The organism is Alkalihalobacillus pseudalcaliphilus (assembly GCF_028610675.1).
Lineage (GTDB): Bacteria > Bacillota > Bacilli > Bacillales > Bacillaceae_D > Alkalihalobacillus > Alkalihalobacillus pseudalcaliphilus.
In genome coordinates this window covers 1,275,377-1,295,982 of record NZ_JAQQWS010000001.1, presented here as the reverse complement: position 1 = coordinate 1,295,982, position 20,606 = coordinate 1,275,377, and the positions used below count along the sequence as shown (strand labels likewise).

The 20,606-nt window shown below is 35.5% G+C and carries 25 protein-coding genes and 1 pseudogene; 18 read left to right on the top strand and 8 right to left on the bottom strand.

The features are described from left to right. Positions 1-106: 106 nt before the first annotated feature. Positions 107-394: a GNAT family N-acetyltransferase gene (locus tag PQ479_RS06505; RefSeq protein WP_047988492.1), complete on the bottom strand. Its 288-nt coding sequence runs from the start codon at positions 392-394 to the stop codon at positions 107-109. Positions 395-461: 67 nt separating this feature from the next. Between PQ479_RS06505 and PQ479_RS06500 the strand changes: the two genes are divergently transcribed. The 9 genes and pseudogenes from PQ479_RS06500 (at position 462) to PQ479_RS06465 (ending at position 7,244) form a co-directional block, all read left to right on the top strand. Then, the gene (locus tag PQ479_RS06500; RefSeq protein ID WP_053070377.1) at positions 462-1,070 is read left to right on the top strand and encodes a TetR/AcrR family transcriptional regulator; all 609 of its coding nucleotides are present in this window, start codon (positions 462-464) and stop codon (positions 1,068-1,070) included. 13 nt (positions 1,071-1,083) lie between these two features. Beyond that, the gene (locus PQ479_RS06495) at positions 1,084-2,160 is read left to right on the top strand and encodes an alpha/beta fold hydrolase (protein ID WP_053070378.1); all 1,077 of its coding nucleotides are present in this window, start codon (positions 1,084-1,086) and stop codon (positions 2,158-2,160) included. Positions 2,161-2,437: 277 nt separating this feature from the next. Further along, positions 2,438-2,749, top strand: a complete 312-nt coding sequence (locus PQ479_RS06490; RefSeq protein ID WP_047988493.1) for a hypothetical protein — start codon at positions 2,438-2,440, stop codon at positions 2,747-2,749. 310 nt (positions 2,750-3,059) lie between these two features. Then, a complete protein-coding gene (locus PQ479_RS06485) occupies positions 3,060-3,203 on the top strand; it encodes a hypothetical protein (RefSeq protein WP_273716834.1) in 144 nt (47 codons plus the stop codon). A gap of 1,071 nt (positions 3,204-4,274) precedes the next feature. Further along, entirely contained in the window at positions 4,275-4,430 is a 156-nt protein-coding gene (locus PQ479_RS06480) for a hypothetical protein (protein WP_273716832.1), read from the top strand. A gap of 243 nt (positions 4,431-4,673) precedes the next feature. Continuing rightward, a pseudogene (locus PQ479_RS21885) lies at positions 4,674-4,862 on the top strand (metallophosphoesterase family protein); the annotation flags it as partial. Further along, positions 4,859-5,311 carry a metallophosphoesterase family protein gene (locus PQ479_RS06475; RefSeq protein ID WP_053070379.1) on the top strand — a complete coding sequence of 151 codons (453 nt, stop codon included), beginning with the start codon at positions 4,859-4,861 and terminating at the stop codon, positions 5,309-5,311. The pseudogene PQ479_RS21885 and the gene PQ479_RS06475, both read left to right, overlap by 4 nt. Before the next feature lie 210 nt (positions 5,312-5,521). After that, entirely contained in the window at positions 5,522-6,298 is a 777-nt protein-coding gene (locus PQ479_RS06470; RefSeq protein WP_047988494.1) for a class I SAM-dependent methyltransferase, read from the top strand. Between the two features lie 55 nt (positions 6,299-6,353). Further along, positions 6,354-7,244 (top strand): phosphotransferase, encoded by an 891-nt coding sequence (locus tag PQ479_RS06465; protein ID WP_047988495.1) that lies wholly within the window; start codon positions 6,354-6,356, stop codon positions 7,242-7,244. A 117-nt stretch (positions 7,245-7,361) separates the two neighbouring features. Here PQ479_RS06465 and PQ479_RS06460 read toward each other — a convergent pair whose 3' ends face one another. After that, complete coding sequence (locus PQ479_RS06460) at positions 7,362-7,910, bottom strand: short-chain dehydrogenase (protein ID WP_047988496.1); 549 nt, start codon at positions 7,908-7,910, stop codon at positions 7,362-7,364. Positions 7,911-8,207: 297 nt separating this feature from the next. Continuing rightward, entirely contained in the window at positions 8,208-8,645 is a 438-nt protein-coding gene (locus tag PQ479_RS06455) for an Lrp/AsnC family transcriptional regulator (RefSeq protein ID WP_047988497.1), read from the bottom strand. Positions 8,646-8,800: 155 nt separating this feature from the next. On the opposite strand from PQ479_RS06455, the gene PQ479_RS06450 reads away from it, so the two are divergent. After that, entirely contained in the window at positions 8,801-9,853 is a 1,053-nt protein-coding gene (locus PQ479_RS06450; RefSeq protein ID WP_053070380.1) for an oxidoreductase, read from the top strand. Positions 9,854-9,880: 27 nt separating this feature from the next. On the opposite strand, the gene PQ479_RS06445 is transcribed toward PQ479_RS06450, so the two are convergent. Together PQ479_RS06445 and PQ479_RS06440 are read right to left on the bottom strand one after the other, a co-directional pair. Continuing rightward, positions 9,881-10,015 carry a hypothetical protein gene (locus PQ479_RS06445; protein WP_273716830.1) on the bottom strand — a complete coding sequence of 45 codons (135 nt, stop codon included), beginning with the start codon at positions 10,013-10,015 and terminating at the stop codon, positions 9,881-9,883. A 15-nt stretch (positions 10,016-10,030) separates the two neighbouring features. Beyond that, positions 10,031-10,360 carry an antibiotic biosynthesis monooxygenase family protein gene (locus tag PQ479_RS06440; protein ID WP_047988499.1) on the bottom strand — a complete coding sequence of 110 codons (330 nt, stop codon included), beginning with the start codon at positions 10,358-10,360 and terminating at the stop codon, positions 10,031-10,033. A gap of 374 nt (positions 10,361-10,734) precedes the next feature. Between PQ479_RS06440 and PQ479_RS06435 the strand changes: the two genes are divergently transcribed. The 3 genes from PQ479_RS06435 (at position 10,735) to PQ479_RS06425 (ending at position 12,912) form a co-directional block, all read left to right on the top strand. Next, the gene (locus tag PQ479_RS06435; RefSeq protein WP_047988500.1) at positions 10,735-11,448 is read left to right on the top strand and encodes a M23 family metallopeptidase; all 714 of its coding nucleotides are present in this window, start codon (positions 10,735-10,737) and stop codon (positions 11,446-11,448) included. Positions 11,449-11,972: 524 nt separating this feature from the next. Further along, complete coding sequence (locus PQ479_RS06430) at positions 11,973-12,344, top strand: VOC family protein (protein ID WP_047988501.1); 372 nt, start codon at positions 11,973-11,975, stop codon at positions 12,342-12,344. 118 nt (positions 12,345-12,462) lie between these two features. Continuing rightward, positions 12,463-12,912, top strand: coding sequence for a GNAT family N-acetyltransferase (locus PQ479_RS06425; protein ID WP_047988502.1), 450 nt, complete (start codon positions 12,463-12,465; stop codon positions 12,910-12,912). Between the two features lie 124 nt (positions 12,913-13,036). Here the strand turns inward: PQ479_RS06425 and PQ479_RS06420 are convergent, their stop codons facing one another. Further along, on the bottom strand, positions 13,037-13,333 hold the full coding sequence (locus PQ479_RS06420; protein ID WP_047988503.1) for an antibiotic biosynthesis monooxygenase family protein: 297 nt from the start codon (positions 13,331-13,333) through the stop codon (positions 13,037-13,039). 138 nt (positions 13,334-13,471) lie between these two features. On the opposite strand from PQ479_RS06420, the gene PQ479_RS06415 reads away from it, so the two are divergent. Both PQ479_RS06415 and PQ479_RS06410 read left to right on the top strand, forming a co-directional pair. Further along, positions 13,472-14,083, top strand: a complete 612-nt coding sequence (locus tag PQ479_RS06415; protein WP_047988504.1) for a DUF3298 and DUF4163 domain-containing protein — start codon at positions 13,472-13,474, stop codon at positions 14,081-14,083. Positions 14,084-14,237: 154 nt separating this feature from the next. Further along, positions 14,238-15,647 carry an NAD-dependent succinate-semialdehyde dehydrogenase gene (locus tag PQ479_RS06410; RefSeq protein ID WP_047988505.1) on the top strand — a complete coding sequence of 470 codons (1,410 nt, stop codon included), beginning with the start codon at positions 14,238-14,240 and terminating at the stop codon, positions 15,645-15,647. A 256-nt stretch (positions 15,648-15,903) separates the two neighbouring features. Here the strand turns inward: PQ479_RS06410 and PQ479_RS06405 are convergent, their stop codons facing one another. Beyond that, complete coding sequence (locus tag PQ479_RS06405) at positions 15,904-16,344, bottom strand: Dps family protein (RefSeq protein ID WP_047988506.1); 441 nt, start codon at positions 16,342-16,344, stop codon at positions 15,904-15,906. Between the two features lie 69 nt (positions 16,345-16,413). Next, entirely contained in the window at positions 16,414-17,100 is a 687-nt protein-coding gene (locus PQ479_RS06400) for a B3/B4 domain-containing protein (protein WP_047988507.1), read from the bottom strand. A 167-nt stretch (positions 17,101-17,267) separates the two neighbouring features. Between PQ479_RS06400 and queG the strand changes: the two genes are divergently transcribed. The 3 genes from queG to PQ479_RS06385 all read left to right on the top strand — a co-directional run bounded on the left by queG (position 17,268) and on the right by PQ479_RS06385 (position 20,159). Continuing rightward, positions 17,268-18,434, top strand: a complete 1,167-nt coding sequence (gene queG, locus PQ479_RS06395; protein WP_047988508.1) for a tRNA epoxyqueuosine(34) reductase QueG — start codon at positions 17,268-17,270, stop codon at positions 18,432-18,434. 40 nt (positions 18,435-18,474) lie between these two features. After that, positions 18,475-19,008 carry a methylated-DNA--[protein]-cysteine S-methyltransferase gene (locus tag PQ479_RS06390; protein WP_047988509.1) on the top strand — a complete coding sequence of 178 codons (534 nt, stop codon included), beginning with the start codon at positions 18,475-18,477 and terminating at the stop codon, positions 19,006-19,008. 137 nt (positions 19,009-19,145) lie between these two features. Continuing rightward, on the top strand, positions 19,146-20,159 hold the full coding sequence (locus PQ479_RS06385; RefSeq protein ID WP_047988510.1) for an amidase domain-containing protein: 1,014 nt from the start codon (positions 19,146-19,148) through the stop codon (positions 20,157-20,159). Positions 20,160-20,606: the final 447 nt, after the last annotated feature.

The following is a 20,606-nucleotide window of genomic DNA, read 5'->3' as shown; positions in this document are numbered from 1 at the left end:
AAATAATGGGTTCCGGTCGTGAGAAATATTGTTGTACTGTTCAGCAACCCCATCTTATTGACCAAACACCTCAAAGCCTGCTTTTGATAGCTAAGTGTATTGACCTTCATCGTCTTGCAGCTTCACTCTCTCGCATTTCCTCTGCCATCTGCATCAGCTTCGAGCCATAATGATGCTTGCGTAGCTCCTCATCCACCATAGAATATTGTATTCGAATAAATCCCACAAGAAATGGTACAGCTATTCCGCCCGCTACCTTCGTTTCGTCCTCTCCATCCTTAACAAAGAAATTAAACTCCTTTAAGTGCTCAGGTAATTTGCCGCGTATTAAATTTAGATAACATGTTCTGAATTTTAATTCAGCTATTTTTATGCTAATAACATTGAATTTCACCAGGGTTCAGTTATTATATTTATATTGACCAAATTAATTATAAATAGTCATTAAAGGAGGAGATTGTATGCCAAAGATCATAAGTGAGCAGGAGAAGGAGCATATCAAAAATGCAATGTATATCAAAGGAATAGAGCTCATTCGTAAAAAAGGCATGAAGCGAGTTACGGTTGACGATATTACAGCAGCTGTGCAAATAGCCAAAGGTTCCTTCTATACCTATTATCCTTCCAAGGAAGAATTTCTCTACTACATTATGAAGCAAAATGAACAAGCTTTATTTGACCGAATTCTTGAAATCGGGGCTAGCTCGCGACATTTTAAGGACAAGATTACGCATGCACTTTATGAAATTTATTTGTCTTCAGATAGTCTTGCACTCTATGTTCAGCCATCGGACCTGGAATATTTGCTGCGCAAGCTTCCAGATTCTATTAACAGAAAGGAACAGGATAAATCCAAAACTAATTTTCAGCGTACAATGAGTTGTTTGGGAATAGAGGATGCTCAATGTGATTACAGCGTACTTGCGAATTTAATGGATGGTTTGCATTTTATCGCATCTAATCAGAATCAATACGGTGAACAGGGGAGGGCACAAGCATTAAGCATTCTTGTAGAAGCAATTGCGGAATATCTAAGTAAGTGCAAGCAGAATTCAACAAAAAATAGTTAGAGGGGGCATTCACATGAATCAAACTTTGATTATTCTCATAGCGGCTATTGCCTGCATCAGTATGGCGGTTTATCGGTTTCTCTACACAAAGAAGCGTGCAGCAGCCTGTCATATCAATACACCCAACGGAATAGATGAGGGCGAGTATGTGACGATCGGTGGAATCCAGCAGTTTTTATATCATCGTGGTGAAAATAAGGATCATACCGTCCTCTTATTCTTACATGGAGGTCCTGGCAGTCCGATGCTTCCTTTTGCCCAAGACTTTCAGTTTCCTTGGGAAGATAAAGTAACCGTCGTTCACTGGGAACAGCGAAACAGCGGTAAAACCTTCTTTGCGAATGATCCCCAGAAAGTCACGCCGACAACTACAATTGAACAAGCATTACAGGATACATATGAAGTTGTGAGCTATTTACAAAATAAATATAATAAAGAGCGAATACTTCTGCTTGGTCATTCATGGGGTTCTGTCTTAGGCAGTCTATTTACCTTGCAGTATCCGCAGATGGTTCAAGCCTATATTGGAGTTGGACAAGTTGTAAATATGTTTGAAAACGAACGAATTGGCTACGAAAAAGTATTAGAATGCAGCAGACAAGTAGAAAATCAGAAAGATATTAGCACCTTACAGGCTTTAAGCCCTTATCCCGATCACCAATTTAGTGATATCATGATCAAGAAGCTTATGAAACTCCGTAAGTTGCAAGGTAAGTATAAGCTTGCGATGCAACCATCACCCCAGCTAGTCATGAGCGTACTATGTTCTCCCTTTTATTCGTTCAAAGATATTAAATACATGTTAATGAGCGATGTACTAGAAATAAAACAGCGTGCTATTTTGGAATCTTTGTTTAAGTCCTATGATCTAAACAGGGTAACTTCAGACTATCAAGTTCCATTATTCTATATCCACGGCGAGGATGACTGGCAAACTCCTTATTCTCTCGCTCGCACATACTTTGATCAACTCAAGGCGCCAATGAAACAATTTTACTCGATACCAAATGCTGGACATGTAACGATGCTTGATCAGAAGGAGCTATTCAACGAAGCTTTATTCGACATTATCGATCAAATCAAACATTAATTTTCAAAGTTATTCCATCATGTGCCATCATGATAGAATGGGGCTCAAATATCTTATTTCAAGTCAGTATGCAAAAGATGCACATTATATATCTACTTTTCTCAAGTGTTTTAGGCTCTATTTAGGTTTTATGACTATTGTTTAACTTTGCATTTTTGCTAATGAGAAATGATTTAAATGATAAAATAATTAAAATGATAATCATTAAAATAAATATATCATTGAGGAAGGTATTTAATATTTTATGTGGAATATTATTTGTAAAGGAGATGATTAAATGAATAATTTAAAAGGTTTTCTATCAGTTATTGTTATAATGAGTGCGTTTTGGGTTGGGTTTCCAATTGGGAGTTCTAATGTAGTCGCATCAACAGCTAATACAAACGATGTAATAGAAGTGCAGCAAACTAGAACCGTTACTGTCACAAGAGCCTATCAAGTCAATCAACCAATTCCAAGGACCATAGAATATAATTCAGGTGGCTGGAGAGGGACCTTAACGATAGCGCATCAACAATCTGCTATCGATATTATTTTTGTTACTTACAGTGGGACAGTTTCATGTCCTGGGACATGTGTAATGCCATAACATAATTATAAAGAATGGGGCTGCTACTATAGCAGCTCTTTTTCTTTAGTAATATGAATGAAAGAGAATCTTAAGTAGGCGACTATGGCATGTATTTAAACTAAAAGGGACGTTAATTCAATAGAAAATAGATTAAAAAAGATTCAGTTTTAATTAAATCTGTGGCCTTTGCTCAGATTACTTTTGAGCTAATACGGCTGCTATCTCGAATATATAATACTATAGTTTTAGTGCATTAGTTATATAATTACAAATAATAGTTTTTTTGGTATGGTATAATATAACTATTAAGATAAAGGAGGATAAAAAAATGAGAAGCACTAAAAGGTTTTTACTAGTTGTATTTATGGGGTGTATATTTATCAATTTAACAGCATGTTCATTTAGTTTTAATGATGATGATATAAAAACAGGGATAACAATTAAGGAGAATGAAGAAAGTTCAAAAGATTAATGATGTAATTATGTGTTGATACAATCGTATAGGTTTGTAGAGTGGCTTGCATACAGTTAACTTGAATCAGCCTTTGAAAGGAATCGCTCTAAGACTTAGTACCCTCTACCTTCCAAAAAAATTTTCATCATAATCTTGGTTTTCCCTATATTGGTACATTAATTAAAGATTTGTTCTAACAGCCATTTGGAGGACACTGAACGATTACGGTATAAACCTGTGATCACTCGGTGTCCTATTTCTATTTGAAAGAAGTTTCCTTATGACCCAATTAAACAAGTTGAATAATAAGCCTGATAAGAAAATAAGCTGTCTAAATGTGATTTATAAGAATTCATGGGGACGAAATGTCCAACATATAGATGTGTCACCATAGTTCTTTGCGTCCAAAAAAAGAGGGGTTCAGAGGCCAACAGGGTTGGGTGGCTCGAGTTCTTTTAACATCTTCTTAAGCTTTTAGCTATTCTACCGTGTAATTCGATATAATATTTCACGACCTTCATTAGTTAAAATTACAAACATTTTTCTTTCAATTTAATGGTTTGAACACGACCAATGGAATGTATCACCTTACGCGTTTGATTTTTCATTCTCATGCTCACCTCCTTGTCCTCTAGACGTAAAAGGGTAACTAATCAATTTTTATTTTATAATGTTGGTCTATGAGATATCAAAAGTTAATATAATATGCATTAAATATTAAGGTTTATTATAGTTATAAAAAAATTTAAGTATTAGATGATAATAATGCTTTATATTTACGATGAATGGATGAAAGAAGAACACCACGTATCTATGGTGTTCTTATCAATTAAATACCACTCGAATTAATCAACTCTTTTGCCAACAAACCAAAGGTTCTCCACTAGAGGTAGAAAGCCCACAAAACCTTGTTGAAATTTGTAATGACTCTATCAATTTAGCCATTAATGAATTAAAAAATAAATTAGGAAATGTAAATATTCTTGATGTTACCAAAGAAGAACTAATAAATATTGAAATAGCAAAAGAAGTGATAAGAAATTTGGAAAAATTAAAAATTAAGTTATAGAAAATCAAGGAGGAGTATATATGGCACATTTAAGAGCTAATGAAAGAAACTATATTGAGGATTTTCCAAGTATGGTAGGAGCTATGTTTACTAGGTTTATTTTTATATATGAATTAGTAGTAGTAAATATACATTGTAATTATTCTGATTTCAGTATACAACATGTTGGTCCATAAATTAATCGATAACGATAATTATATTCAATTTACTGATATGTTAGCCATTTTTATTAAGGTTTAAACGGCGTTGTGCGGCGGAATAAAGTTGTATAAATGAGGAATTCGAAGTGGGGAAGAATCAAAAAAAGAAAATTAGACAGTCTGTAGAATGGTTAATTTAAATATATAAGGAAGGTGAAAATAATTGAAATTAGCTGTTATTTATGATATTCATGGAAATTACCATGCTTTAGATGCGTTTTACGTGAGATCGAAAAAGAGAATATAGATAAAGTAATCGTAGGAGGCGACCTAGCGTGGGGTCCCCAGCCGAGGAAGGTCATGGATACACTCTTTATAAGGAAGGAAGATTTTATTTTTATAATGGGTAACAGTGATAGAGAGATATTCGAACAATATAAAAGTCAAAATAGTCTAGGCGGTGTATGATTGGCGAATTAAACCAATGGTGTATAGAACAACTTACGAAAGAGCAAATAGAGTGGATGGGTTCTTTTAAGTTTTCACATGTAGAAGAAGGAGTACTATTTATACATGGTTCACCTCGAGGAGATACAGAGGCGATTCGAATTGATACCCCAGAAGATGACGTTTACGAGATGGTTAAAGAAACAGACCAATCCACTATTATCTGTGGTCACACTCACATTCAATTCAAGAGAAATATTTATTCAAAGAATGTAATTAATGCTGGAAGTGTCGGACTTCAAAGTAGGGCTAAGGGGGCTTGTTGGTTACTCATTAATTCTGATGATTTCATATTAAAAGTGACAGAGTATGATTTTGTAAATGCTTCAAAAGATATTATACTTGGTGGAGCCCCTTATAAAGAAGCATTTTCTGAGCATATCCTAAATCCACCATATGAAGGGCCATAAAAAGTCATGACGTTAGTTATGAATAGGCTTTAAACTGAACATACAATGCACTTATGTGCTTAGTATGGTCAATTATCTTTAATTGATAGGTATTAATATTCTGAAAGAGATATAAGTTAAGGTTATCGTTTTACATAACTTAATAGTATTAGATTTATAGCTTCCTCTAATATAAGATTTAACTAAAGAGGATCTTATGGGAGGGACTATATGAGTATTGATTTTCATAGTAAAAAGAATAAGGATAGCTACACTACTCGGGAGGCCGATTTTTTATGGAAAGAGACTATTAAGGGGTGCATTGGCCATAAAGAATTAGCAACCGCTGTTGATATAGGGTGTGGTGGCGGGATTTATTCAAAAGCTTTATCGGATATAGGGGCTATGAATGTAATTGGTATAGATTTTTCAAAGGCAATTTTAGAGGGGGCTAAAAAGAATTGTCAGAATTACGATAATATTTCGTTCAAATTCGGGACAGCATTAGAAAGTGGTTTGTCTGATGAGAGTTGTGAGTTAGTTCTTGAAAGAGCTTTAATTCATCATTTAGATACACTTTCTTCAGCTTTTAAAGAGTCATATCGAATATTAAACAGAAATGGCTACTTTATCATTCAAGATCGAACACCCGAAGATTGTTTTTTAAGCGGAACAGAGGAACATATTAGAGGTTATTTCTTTGATTTATTCCCACGATTAAAGATAATTGAGAACAAACGTAGGTTTCATAGTGAAGAAGTGTTTAATAGCCTCTATGAAGCTGGATTTAAAAATGTACAAGAGATAAAGATATGGGAAACTAGAAATATATATAAGGAGAAGGTGTTTCTTTTAGATGATTTACAGAGAAGAACGGGGAGAAGTATTCTTCATGAATTGTCAGATAGAGAGTTAAGCAGATTAGTTGAACATATTAACAAATCAATTCCTAGCTCTCATAATCTAATAGAAAAAGATAGATGGAGTATTTATATAGCCCAAAAATAGTTCTGTATACTGATAGGGTTTCTATCCTAAATTAGATACTCTAAGGAGAGAGGAAATGTTTGATAGCAAACTGATTCATAAGCAACAAAGGTGGATTAAGGAAATTTTAAGAACGAAGTATCAATGGGTATTCGATGAAATTCATTTTCTTAACAATGGTGTCGTCAACCTAGTTTATTTAGTCAATGAAGCAAGCCTGGGAGAAATAGCGATAAGAACACCGGGTCATATTAATAAAAATGACATATCATCTTTAAAGAAAGAAGCTTTACTTTATGACTTTTGCCATCGACATAACTTTCCTGTTCCTAAACCATATTTATTACATAGCGGGGAGCATAACAATTTTTTAGCATCTGAGTATATTAATACTGATGGATCTAATGTTTCAAGTCATGAAATAGGAAGGTTAGTTTCGCTATTGCACTCCCTCCCTATAGATAATCTTAGTATTGTAGGCCAAGGTCACGTGAGTTTCACGAAGGTTATTTCACTTAGAATTATAAACAGACTACACAAGGTAAATGAGACCTTCAATATAAAAATGATGATTCCTAATGCCTGTTTAATCCAATCGATATTAGATTCGTCAGTTAATGGGGTTTGTTTATTACACCTTGATATTCGAAATGATAATATAATTTGTAGGAACCATAAGGTTAAGGCTTTGATTGATTGGGATAATGCTTATATAGGCGATCCAATTGCCGAAATTATGAGAGTGTCTGAATCAAATGAGTTAAATATAGGTGAGTTTTTAGAAGGTTATCAAAATGATCACCTTATTCAACGTACTAGTAAGTTGATTCAACAGATTTATAGGTTAGATACAGCATTGATGTTAACATTATTATTTAAAATTGAACTTAAAGATAATCGTAAAAGTGAATATTATTTAAAGCGAGTTAAAAGCCTCACTAATTTTATTTACGATATTATTTTATGATAGAGCCAATTAATTCATCTCTATAAAAAAGGTCCTTTATCCAAATTTATATTTCATATGAGTGATGAATAAGAAATACATAATCAAAAAGGTGGAGAATTATAGAACTCCACCATATTAATAAGGACGCTTTTCCCATGGTTCAATTGTTCCGACTATATTTACAAGCTTGTCATTTGAAATTGCTTCAATAACTCCATTACTGATCTCTTCATGAGTTAACCATCTAGAATGATTATTTTTGGTGATGAACCCTAGTTGGACTTGACGATAGTGACAGTTATCAGCGACATTAGCTTTGATTTTAATTTCTTTTAAGTTTGAGCTACTGCCGAGCACCTGGAATAATCTCCAAGTATGGTTATCTATTAAAAGTTCTTGAGAAACTACATTTAATACATTTTTCCCAACTGAATGTATCCAAGCTATAACTAAATCAATTGAACCGTTCTCTTTTATAACTATTCTCAGTTGCTCTTCTAGCTCAATTTCATTTTTATAATCAACAAGTAATGGTGTTATATGCCCTTGTTGCTCGGAAGTATTAATTAATTTCTTCATCCGGTCAGGATTACGCCCAATCACTGAAACCTTAAAACCTTCATTGGCTAACCATAATGAAACATTTGATAACATACCTGTACCGCCTATAACTAGTGCATGCATTATATATCGTCACATCCTATCTATGAACTCAAAGTCCCTACTATTTTGAGATTGTTTTAATGATCATTCTGTTTTTGTATATCATAAGACATTTCAACTCCGCGATACGTAGAAAGAGTGTATTGCGTCTGATAGACGAATCCTTCAGTACTTGTGCTATGAAGCATGGGGTGATAACTAAGGAACCATCCATAAAGAAACGAATCTTTGTTAGCTGTATTTGTTTTTTCATTATCCTTAAAAGTTCATATTTGTCTATATATCTAGAGGTGATTTACAAATGATGGAATGTTGAGTTTAGTTTTTTAATATGGGAATGATCTTTTTATTTTCTATCGGTGATGATAAAACAATTAGAGTCGTCGAGTCTCCAAATGTACCCATTTCATTAATTGCTGTTTCTAATGTGTGAAGTGTTTCGGAAACCATTTTAACTAAAAAATTGTATTGACCGCTAATTCTGTGTAATTCAACTACTTCATTTGATTTACTACAGGCATCTACAAAATGCTCGCAGGTTTTAGTATGAAATAAAAGAAAAGCTGTTACAGCATTATTTACCTTTTCAGCCTTAACAACAGCCCTATAATGATCAATGATTCCCTTTTCCTCAATCCTACGCACTCGCTCAGTAACTGCTGGCTGAGAAAGTAAAACTTCTTTTCCTAATTCCGTCATAGTTATTCGCCCTTTTTCTTGCAACACGAGAAGAATTTCTTTATCTAATTGATCCATACCCTTCGCCACCTTAACTTTATAAGTGAAATTAACATATTAAATTTATTTTAAATGTTTTTTCTAACAAATTACAATAAAAACGCATTTAAACCTTCTCTTATCTTTTATAAAATTTTTATGTAGAGTGAGAAATTAATAAAGGAGTTTATGCTATGGGGACAAATCAATTATTGCAAGCAGTTAAGATTAATGATTGGGAATTAAAATCAAGGGTTGTGATGGCCCCTATGACGAGGGGATTTGCGAATAATGATACTGGTGAGGTTGGGTTAGATATTCTCAATTATTACAAAAAAAGAGCAAAAGATGGTGTAGGTATCATTATTACGGAAGGGATTAACCCCTCTATTAGAGGTAAAGGGACTTTTGGAATCCCTGGGTTATATACGGAAAGTCAAGTAAAGTCTTGGAAAAGCGTAACAGAGGCTGTTCATGAGGAAGGAGGGTTAATTGTTGCGCAGCTGTGGCATGTTGGGAGATTAACTCATCGTGATTTAACTGGCGGTTACCCACCTCAAGCACCTTCACCTATAAAAGCTAATGGACTTGTACATCGTTTGCGAAAACCTTTTGAAGAGCCAGAGGAGATGTCCGTGAATGATATTAATCATGTGATTAATGAGTATGCCCTCGCTGCAAGAAATGCGGTCAAAGCTGGTTTTGATGGTGTTGAAGTACATGCTGCTCATGGTTACTTAATTGACCAATTTAATTCCTCAATTACAAATAATCGTACTGATGGGTATGGAGTGACTAGCGAAGGTCGTTTACGGTTTATGAGAGAAGTATTAGAAGCGGTTGTGAAAGAAGTCGGTAAAGAGAAAACAATTGTTAGGTTTTCAGAAATAAAAGATGATATACCTGAATTTAAATGGGTTGATCCGGTTCAGAATGTAAAAGAATTTATCCGAATTTTTAAAGAAGTCAATATTGAAATCTTACATCCTTCAACAAATGACTTCTCACAAAAAATAACGACTAACATGACTTTTCATCAGCTAGTAAGAAAATACTGGGATGGAGTGATAATTGGAGTAGGAAAATTAGACGTAGAAACTGCCAATGAAGCAATTCAGGAGGGTACGATAGATATAGCTGCTTTCGGCAGACCTTTACTAGCTAATCCAGATTTTGTACAAAAAGTTAAAATGGGGAAAGGTCTGAATTCTTATCAATCAAGTATTCATTTAAAACGGCTTAATTAGTCTAAGGAAAACATACATTTGATCTACTTAAGTAAAGCCCATTAATTTCTGTTTAATGGGCTGTTTTATGAATTTCATTAGTTGATTATCTTTTATTTTTTCAATGAGAGAAGAGAAAGCTGTATTCGCTGAAAACTGTTTAGGTTCTCTCATACTTAACATACGGGGCAGTTCCTACTACTTAGATTTGAATAAATAATCTCGTTCCACCTTACATATGCGTAAAGAAAATTGGCTGTACCACTCTTCTTTACCGAGTTTTTGAGCAACTTGATGAGCTGTGTGATTTTTCCAAGCAGTAATATCTTCTAAGGTCTTCCAATAAGAAATTGTAATGCCTAAATTCGAATCCCTAGAACTTTCTAATCCTAAAAATCCCTTTTGTTCATTAGCTAACGCAACCATTTTAGAAGCCATTTCATTGTAACCATTATCACCTTCTGTTCTTTCAGAAGCAAAAATAACCGCATAGTAAGGAATTTCAAAGGTATTTACTAAATTATTCATTGTATCACCCTTTCATTGCTTATCAGTTCATTGGATTTTGTTATTAAAAATTTTATCATTAATGCCACATTAATCGTACAACTAATGAAGGTGTTTCTTAAATATGGATCACTATTCTTATTTTACAAACGGGGCATGTTAGCGAAAAGAAGGGTAACGGTCATTTCATGTAGAATAACAAAGCAGAGCTTGTTAACCTGCAGAGGGTTAAATGAGAAAATAAGATTTAGAAAGAGTTTTTAATGAAACTATGAATCATCTCTTTAACCATGACTCAATAATACTGTTTATATATGGAGGAGAACCGTAAGGGATTTAAAGTGTTTATAAATCATATAAATATTCATGATTAATTATGAAAGGAGTGATGTGAAATGATCTACAAAGCTAGTTCAATAATTATGGAATTTCCCTTAAGAGGAGAATGGTACTCACCTAACACCCCAGGAACAAAAATTCCAAGTCACGGTACAAACCGATTAGGTGCAAGATATGCAATTGACTTTGTCCAAGTCAATTGGGAAAGAAAGGGCAGACCAGCCTATAGAAACAATTTTGTGCAATATCTATTTTTGGGTGTTCCGATAGAAAAATATTATTGTTGGGGACAAAATATATATGCTCCTTGCGATGGGGTTATTATACAAGCAGAGGACGGTTATAAAGAAAGGGAAAAAACTAATTGGATTGCAGATATGTCTAACGCTTATAAAAATGCCCGATATTTTGACCCAGAAAAAGATGATATACAATCAGTTGCAGGCAACTACATTATAATAAAGTATAAAGAAGGTATATATGCTGCATTGGTACACCTTCAAACAGGTTCAATTCAGGTATCTGTTGGTCAGCGTGTACGAAAGGGAGATTTAATTGGTAGAGTAGGTCATTCAGGGAACTCCTTCGCCCCACACTTACACTTTCAACTTATGGATAGTAGTGATATTGCAAATGCGGTTGGAGTACCTTTCGCTTTTAAAGAATACGAAATATATACAGATGGTGTATGGAAAAAAGTAACTAATGGAATTCCTACAAACATAGATAGAATAAGATTTAATAAACCTGAAAGTGAGCACTTTAACTAAACCGTTTTTTTTGTAGCCAATGGAGACTTCGTTGCAACCAATGCTGTTATGTACACCATTGCACTCGTGACGCTTGTGATTGCCATTGTGCTTCTAGTTAAAGACAAATAACCCTAGAGCTCACAACTCGTAAGGTTATTGTTGTCTTTGGATTAAACTAAACAAAGTCACTAACTGACTAGTTATTTTTCACTTAGTAAGTATGGTAGCAGCCATGTTTACTAGGTTTTTTTACTATATGAAACAATAGGTGAAAATATACGTTTAATAACATATTGTTATCATGTCTTGACTACGGTATACAACAAGTTTATTCAGAAATTAAGTGAATTGAATCATTTTAATTATTTTTATTGCATTAATATGTTCGCCAGTAGTTATTTGGTTAAACGCTGAAGGTTATTAGTGTCAAAACCATAAAAAAAGACATACAGCTGTCCACCTAAACAGAATACAATTCTAAATTGCGTTTTAGTCTGAAAAATCATATGATTATATCAACTAATTAATTGAGGTGTTTCAAGATGACTATCGATAAAAAGAGTGTTAATCCAGTTCTGAATGAGGTTGGAACAATATTTATTCCTGTAAGAGATATTGAAAAGGCACGTGACTGGTATTGTGATTTATTTGGCTTGCCAATAGATGGAGAAATTCTGCATGAACATCTGTACGTTATTCCTACTGAAGGAACTGGTATTGTTTTAGATAGTAAAATTTTCAATGAAGAAAATGTTTATAAAAGCCCACCATTTCATCTAAATACCCACGATATTTACCAAGCATATGAGTACATAAAAACAAAGAAATTAACCTCACTAAGTGAAATACAACATGGACAGTGGTTCAATTTTAAAGACCCAGATGGAAATCATTTGATGATTTGTAAGTGTTAACCCTTTTCAACCAACGGGGGTGGGTAGTGCCATAAGTGAAATAGAATTGCTTTATGTTTAAGTTTGAGTCGTGAAATTATAATAGAGGAAGATATTCAATAGGGAAGAGGTTTTAAATATGAATATTAGAAAATTCGAAGAAAAGGATCATTCGGATATATTAGAGTTAGCTAAGAGGTTTAATAATATTTATTATATGAGTTTTAGAGATGAGAGTTTAATGTGTAAAAAGCAAGAGGAGTTAGCCGTTCAAGCAGTTAATAATAATAAGGAAAATATATATATAGCTGAAGAGAGTGGAGATTTTTTAGGATATATTGAACTTAACATTCAAGAAGATTTTTTTACAAATAGAAAGCAGGCATATGTTTCAGCGATTGCTGTTACTGAAAAAGGTGAAGGAAAAGGTATAGGAAAAGTCCTAATGAAAAAAGCAGAAGAATGGGCTGTTAATCAGGAGTTATCTGAAGTAATATTAGACGTTTTTCTAAGTAACAAGAGGGCCATTGGACTATATGAACATTTAGGTTACCAACAAGAAATAGTTAAAATGGTAAAGAAGTTATAAAGTTTACTTTAAAAAAGGCAGAATAAAGGTGGATGAGTTTGCCAGGCTTTTACTTTCTGTGCGGTGAGTACCTAGTAACAAAGGCTTTTGTGCTGTTTTTTTTGACTGATATGTACATCATTGATTATTTATGATTAGAAAAGATCGTTTGATCATGTAACACATTTGGAAATGGCTCATAGAAATGATGGAGCATTTCTTTCCATTCTACATATTGCTTGGACTTACGAAAACCCACCGTATGAAGTGTTTCCCATTCTACTGTCAGTAAATATTCTCCTGGATGCTCAATACATGTTTGGAGGCGATGTTCAAGATATCCATCTATGCTTGCTATTAGTGTAGAGTCTTGTTTAAAGCATGCCTCAGATTCTTGCTCAAGGCCAGGTTTTACTGACAAGATAACAGATTCTGTAATCACTGTGATTCCCCCTTTTGTTCTTTAATCCAATCTTATCAATAAAATAAAAAATGTCATTCATTCTTTTTATCAAGTGGAGCTGTAAGTTTGCATACATATGATTGAGGGTTAAGTTGAAGCTTAAGCGGAGGGATAAGAATGACAAATACGTCTATTTTACCTGTTTCTATTAAGGCTAGGCATATTGTTGAGCCAAGAATTGATATTTATTTTCCACAAATAACGGGTCTATCACATGTAACGATTGAGCAAGAAATGAATAAGCGAATTGAATCCCAAGTGTATAGAATGATTCGGAAACAAGGTTACTTAGAAAATCCAGAAACAGAGATTACAGGTGGTTTTGATTTAAAGAATAATCAAAGAAATATATTAAGTTTCACGAACAGCCATTACTCTTACTCGGGTGGTGCCCATGGATTAACAATGGTTCGTTCTTTGACGGTGGATGTACAAACAGGAAGAGTATATGCTTTAAGAGATTTATTTAAAAAAGGTTCGAACTATCAGCAACGAATTAATGAATTGATACGTATGCAAATTAAAACGAGAAAGCTAGATTTGCTTAATGAATTTAAAGGAATTCATCCTAATCAATATTTTTATGTAGCGGATAAAACACTTGTTATCTACTTTCAGTTATATGAATTGCAAGCGTATGTGTATGGATTAACCTATTTTCCTATCTCTGTTTATGATTTAGCAGAAATCATTGATGAAGAGGGGCCACTCGGCAGAATGATGTACTAGATACGTGTAGGGGCGCCCTTTATTAATGGATGAGGGCGTTTTTTAGTGAGTCTCACAAAGGAGCACACTTGCTTCATGCTTAAAGCGGGGCATACAATATAAAAGAAAGTAAAATAAAATGATGTAAGAAGTAGAGAGGAAGGGAGCTTGTGAGATGAAGTTATTGATAAACGGGCAATGGCTAGGAGAAGAGTTAGAACAAATTAACGTCATAAATCCGGCTAATCAAAAAATCATTGATTCTGTACCAAGTGGAACAGAACAAGAAGCTGAAGCTGCCGTCGATGCTGCATATGAAGCCTTTCATTCATGGTCTTTAAAAACCGCAGAGGAGCGGAGTCAGCATTTAATGAAATGGTTTGAATTGATAGAGGAGAATGAAGAAGACCTAGCTATAACGCTCACTTTAGAACAAGGGAAGCCATTAGCTGAATCTAGAGGCGAAATTCGTTATGCTAATTCATTTATTCGCTGGTATGCAGAGGAGGGAAAGCGCGTTTATGGTGAGACGATACCCGCATCAAGTCCGAACAAAAAAATACTTGTTCAAAAACAGCCTGTCGGTGTCGTTAGTGTGATTACACCGTGGAATTTTCCGGCAGCAATGATTACAAGAAAAGTAGCACCTGCACTTGCTGTCGGTTGTACCGTTGTCATAAAGCCAGCACCACAAACGCCATTAACTGCATTAAAGCTAGCTGAACTTGCAGAAAAAGCAAACATTCCTAAAGGGGTTATTAATGTCGTGACAGGTTCTGCTCAAGTTATCTCAGGGGTTTGGCAAAAGGATGCACGAGTTCGAAAGCTAACATTTACCGGTTCCACACAGGTCGGGAAGCTTTTAATGAAAGAAGCAGCTGAAACAATGAAAAAGGTATCTTTTGAATTAGGGGGACATGCTCCCTTTATCGTGACCAAACATGCTAATTTGGATGTAGCTTGTGAACAATTAATGGTCTCAAAATTCCGTAATGCCGGTCAAACATGCGTGTGTGCTAATCGGGTCTATGTAGAAGAGTCGGTTGCCGTTAGCTTTATAGAAAAGGTTCATATGGCGATGGAAAAGTTAAAAGTTGGTAATGGTTTAGATGAGGGCGTCACGATAGGTCCTTTAATAGATGAAGCTGCTGTTGAAAAGGTGCTCGATCAAATTCAGGATGCACGGGATAAAGGTGCGAACGTTTTAGTAGGTGGAGAAAGACTTTCAGGGCTATTTGTTCAACCCACGTTATTAACGGATGTGTCAGATGAGATGATATGTATGAATGAAGAGACGTTTGGACCTGTCTTACCTATTGCTACGTTTAAGACGGAGGACGAGGTGATTAGGCGTGCAAATGATACACCATATGGTTTAGCTGCTTATTTATTTAGTGATCAGCTCGGACAGGCTATTCGTTTAAGTGAAAAATTAGATTATGGCATTATTGGTGTTAATGATGGTGCGATTTCAACTGCACAAGCTCCTTTTGGTGGGATGAAACAAAGCGGAATAGGGCGTGAGGGTGGTCATTATGGGATCGATGAGTTTGTGGAGGTTAAGTATATATCGTTGCAGTATTAAGGAGGGGTAACTACCCTCTCTTTTGGGTTGGTGGTGGCTGATTGTGTGGTGCACTGAATCTTTTGGGTATTGATATTCCCAAAAGTGGCGGGGCTACGGCTGAATTTGAGAATCCTAAAACCGATTATGAATGAATGGCCACCAGTTGAAAGATTAAGTACTACGTTTTATATTGGTTTATGGATTTTACATAACGAAAGCCAGCGACATTTAGTATGGATAAGTGCCGCTGGCTTTTTATATTAGGGTTTTATATTTATTTCAAGAATGAACGCAACATCCAATTATGTTTTTCGAGTGACTGGTGGATCGCAAGTAACATATCGGCTGTTGTTTCGTCACCTAATTCTTCTGCTACATCCATACCTTCTTTTAACTCATCAATTAATGTATCAAAGTCCTTGGATAGGTCTGCAACCATATCGTCTGCAGTTAAATCTGTTGTTGCTTCTTTGACTGAAGCAGTTTCTAGGTGCTCTTGCATTGTTGCTAATGGTTTACCTTTTAGAGCTAATAATCTCTCTGCCAATTCATCAATATGTGTAGCAGCCTCATTATACAACTCTTCGAACTTTTCGTGGAGCGTAAAAAATTGAGGACCTTTTACGTACCAATGGTAGTTGTGTAGTTTAATAAATAGGACACTCCAGTTTGCAACTTGTTTGTTAAGTATAGTTCCAACTTTATCTTGACTCATTCCGATCGTCCTCCTTATTTGTATTCCTTATACTTATTCCCATAAAAATGTGTCAATAAACCGAACACTCTACGCTTCTGGGTTTTCTATTGATAAAAGTGAAATATGAGAGGAACCACCATTTAATTGTGTAAACATGTTTGCTGCTGCTTCTAATAATTGATTAGATTCTTGTTTAGACATCTCTGGTTGTAAGTAGAAAATTTGTACAGCATTTTTGGTGTTCTCCGTTGCCCTTGTTCGAGTTGAATCAACGATCGGGCTTCCAAAGGGACCTTGTTCGTCTGCACTTAAAAGTATTCCATTCATCCATTGCTCACGGCCGTGTAAGGATTGATACATTTCATCGTTTGCTCCTATTCGGATTTGAAGGTTGCCAGAGAGGTGGTCGGAATCATAGATGCCTATCGGAATTTCGTATTTAATGGAAAAGAAATTCGTCAAATCGACCGCTGAGTCAATGGGTTTTAAATAGTTTCCTTTTTTAATCCGCCTTAATAGGGATTCTGATGACGGTCGGTATTTAGATGGTGAAAATCCGATTTCTTTAAATACTTGTCGAAAGCTTTGAATACCTGTGATTTCAGTAATTGGCTTATCCGCAAATTCTATATGTAGGCTTTCTTGAAATAGTTGAAATCTTCCTTTAAACATTTGAGGTGATGGTGTAACGGTTATTTGTTTATATTGAATAATACCTATTTTAAATTGTGGTAGCTTCAAAAAAATATCGGGCGTAACTATAAAGCATGTCATTATATCGACTCCTTGAATTTTTATCCTATGTTATCATAAAATGAGGTTTGTTGTTGAAACTTAACTATGGTAAAATTCGTTTAATTTAGTAAGGGTATGATGAATGGTCGTTATGATATCTAACACCATGGCTAAATGTGAAGAATTTTGGAAGTAAGGTGGAATATATGATAAACGCCCAGTTAAAAGAAGAACTAATTGCATATAGTGAGACTATCGGAATAGATAAAATAGGCTTTGCTTCTGCTGACCCCTTTACCACTTTAAAAGAGAGGTTGATTAAACAAAAGGAATTGGGTTTTCAATCGGGTTTTGAAGAATCTGATATTGAGAAGCGAGTAAATCCGGAATTTACTTTGCCAAAAGCACAAACGATTATTTCAATTGCTGTCGCCTATCCTTCAAAAATGAAAAATGCTCCTAAAGGGACTAAAGAAGAGAGACGTGGGATATTTTGCAGGGCTTCATGGGGCACAGATTATCATGTTGTTTTAAGGGATCGTCTAAGTAAAATAGAACAGTTTATTTTGGAGAAGGTGCCTGGCGCAAAAACAGTATCTATGGTTGACACCGGAGCTCTCTCAGACCGAGCAGTAGCTGAGAGGGCAGGTATTGGCTGGAGTGCCAAAAACTGTGCAATTATTACCCCGGAGTTTGGTAGTTATGTTTACTTAGGTAACTTATTAACAACAGTAGGTTTTGAACCAGATACACCTATAACCGATCAATGTGGAAGTTGTACTAAATGTATTGATGCTTGTCCAACAGGGGCACTCGTACAAGCGGGTCAACTTAATGCACAAAAATGTATTTCTTTTATTACACAAACAAAAGATTTTGTGAAAGATGAATATCGGAAGAAAATAGGTAATAGGTTATATGGTTGTGATACTTGTCAACAAGTTTGTCCAGTTAATAAAGGGGTTGATTTTCATAACCATCCAGAGCTTGAACCTGACCCTGAAATTGCGAAACCGAAATTATTGCCGTTATTAACAATTAGTAATAGGGAATTTAAAGAGAAGTTTGGGCATATATCTGGATCTTGGCGCGGTAAAAAGCCGATACAAAGAAACGCGATCTTGGCATTGGCTCACTTTAAAGATACGAATGCTTTTCCGACGTTGAGAGACTTAATGGTTAAAGATCCGAGGCCTGTCATTCGTGGAACGGCAGCATGGGCAATTGGGAAAATCGGAGCAGAAGATGGAGCGATTTGGTTAAAAGCAGCCAAAGATAGGGAAGAAGATGAGCAGGTATTAGCTGAAATAGCTAAAGGGCTGAATTTGCTAGAAAATCAGGATCTTGAAGATAGAAAGGTAAAGACAAAATGAGGTAAAATCAGACTAACCGAGTTGGAAAGAAGGGTATATGATGACGACGCAAGCATGTATATATTTTGATGAAATGGAGAGTCCGATTGGTCCGTTGACGATATTAGCTACAGAAATAGGCGTGTGTCATATTCATTTTGGACGTTTTGAGCAAGGCAAAGCAGCAGTGAATGCAAAGATTAAGAAGTTAGGGTTAAAAGGAAACTATGTAGCGTGCCATGACTCTTTAGATGAAGTAAAGCATCAGCTTTTACAATACTTTCATGGGGAGCGTCAAGGATTTGATATAAGCGTGGATTTACATGGAACAGTTTTCCAAAAGAAGGTTTGGCAAGCGTTAAGAGATATAGAGTACGGAAAAACGAGTACGTATAAATTAGTCGCTGAACAGATTGGTTCACCGAAAGCGGTGAGAGCTATTGGAGGAGCGAACAATCAAAATCCGATTCCAATAATCATTCCTTGTCATCGAGTAATTGGAAGTAATGGAAATATGGTCGGGTACGGTGGGGGCTTAGATAAAAAGGAAGCCTTGCTCCACTTAGAAGGCGTATTAATTAAGCAATCTTCATAACAGGATAGAGAAAACGAAAACTGCTTTAGTTAAAAACTAAGAGCAGTTTTTTTGTTTTTTTGATTTTGTTTGCAGAGTTATTGGCAATCATGAATTATCTTTTCTGTCATAAGATGAGAGCAAGTGAGGTGATTGGAATGTATGAGAAGCAATTGAAGGATTACATTGAACGTCGAAACGCAGGTATTATCCATGAGGAGTTTAATGTGTTAACACAAGAAGAAGGCGAGTTAGAAGAACGGAAGCATCTACTTAATCGTAAGCGAGGCGTTGAGCTGATTAAATCAAATGTAAAAGGTAGAATGGTATCAAAAACAAAAATAGAGCGACAAGTTCATATCATGTATATGCTACACTACGAATTATTACAAAAACAAAGGGAAAAGCTTTATTTAGAAGAGCGCTTGGAATGTAGAGTAGCGGTTTTTGAATGTGGAAAAATGATTAATGACCATGAGTATGTACCAGCTGTTCATGAGGAAACTAAAGAAGAAGAAGTTCTGAACGATGCTGTTGCTTTTCATGTTGAGGATATGGAAATGAAACACCAGTCAATTAAACGCAGTCAACCGTTTTTATTCTCCCATCATTTGTCACCAGAGCCACACTTTCGGACATTAGATCCTCAAAATCAAAGGGGTTATCGACTACCGAGAGAAACGGGGAGCCGTTATAATCGTCTCGAAGCGGTAAGGTATGCTGAATTGTGGTGGAATGATTATAATCCTATGTACCGAAAGTTTACGGATAACTGTACGAACTTTATCTCTCAATGTATGCACGCAGGAGGGGCGTACTTTTGGGGACAATCGAACCGATCAAAAGGGTGGTGGTATAGCCCTAATACATGGAGCTTTAGCTGGTCTGTTGCTCATTCCTTTCGTTGGTATTTGAGCGGATCTACAAAAGGTTTGAGAGGAATAGAGAAGTCAGAGGCACGAGAGTTAATTCCAGGTGATGTGATTTGTTATGATTTTGATGGTGATGGGCGTTGGCAGCATAATACGATTGTTGTAGCAAAAGATTTTAATGGCGAACCATTAGTAAATGCACAAACGACCAATAGTCGAATGAGATACTGGAGTTATGAAGACTCAAGTGCCTATACGCCGGAAATTCAATACAAATTCTTCAGAATTGTCGTCGATTAAGGTGAACGTTAAGTATATGTTCGTAAAAAGATGAAGGAAAGTAAGAGGCGGAGCCATGGTAGCAAGTATCTCAACAAAGTAGTAGTTAATGTGCAGTTTCCGAAGCCAAGCACGATAAAAGGCCGGTAGTGTTGTAGGAAAAGCCATAAAGTAACAATATAAGCAGCGGAAAAGGCCGGTAGTGTTGTAGGAAAAGGCGTAAAGTAACAACATAAGCAGCGGAAAGGGCTGGAGTGATGTAGGAAAAGGCATAAAGTAACAACATAAGCAGCGGAAAAAGGAGATAGTGTTGTAGGAAAAACTAGAGATCCTCTGGCAACGCCAACTTCTTAAACTGTTCGCACGTTTACAAAATGTGAAGATACTGAGGCTAAACTTTGAAGTATCTGCACAAAGAGGAGGTTAATGTGAAGATACTGAGGCCAAATCTCGGAGTATCTGTACAAA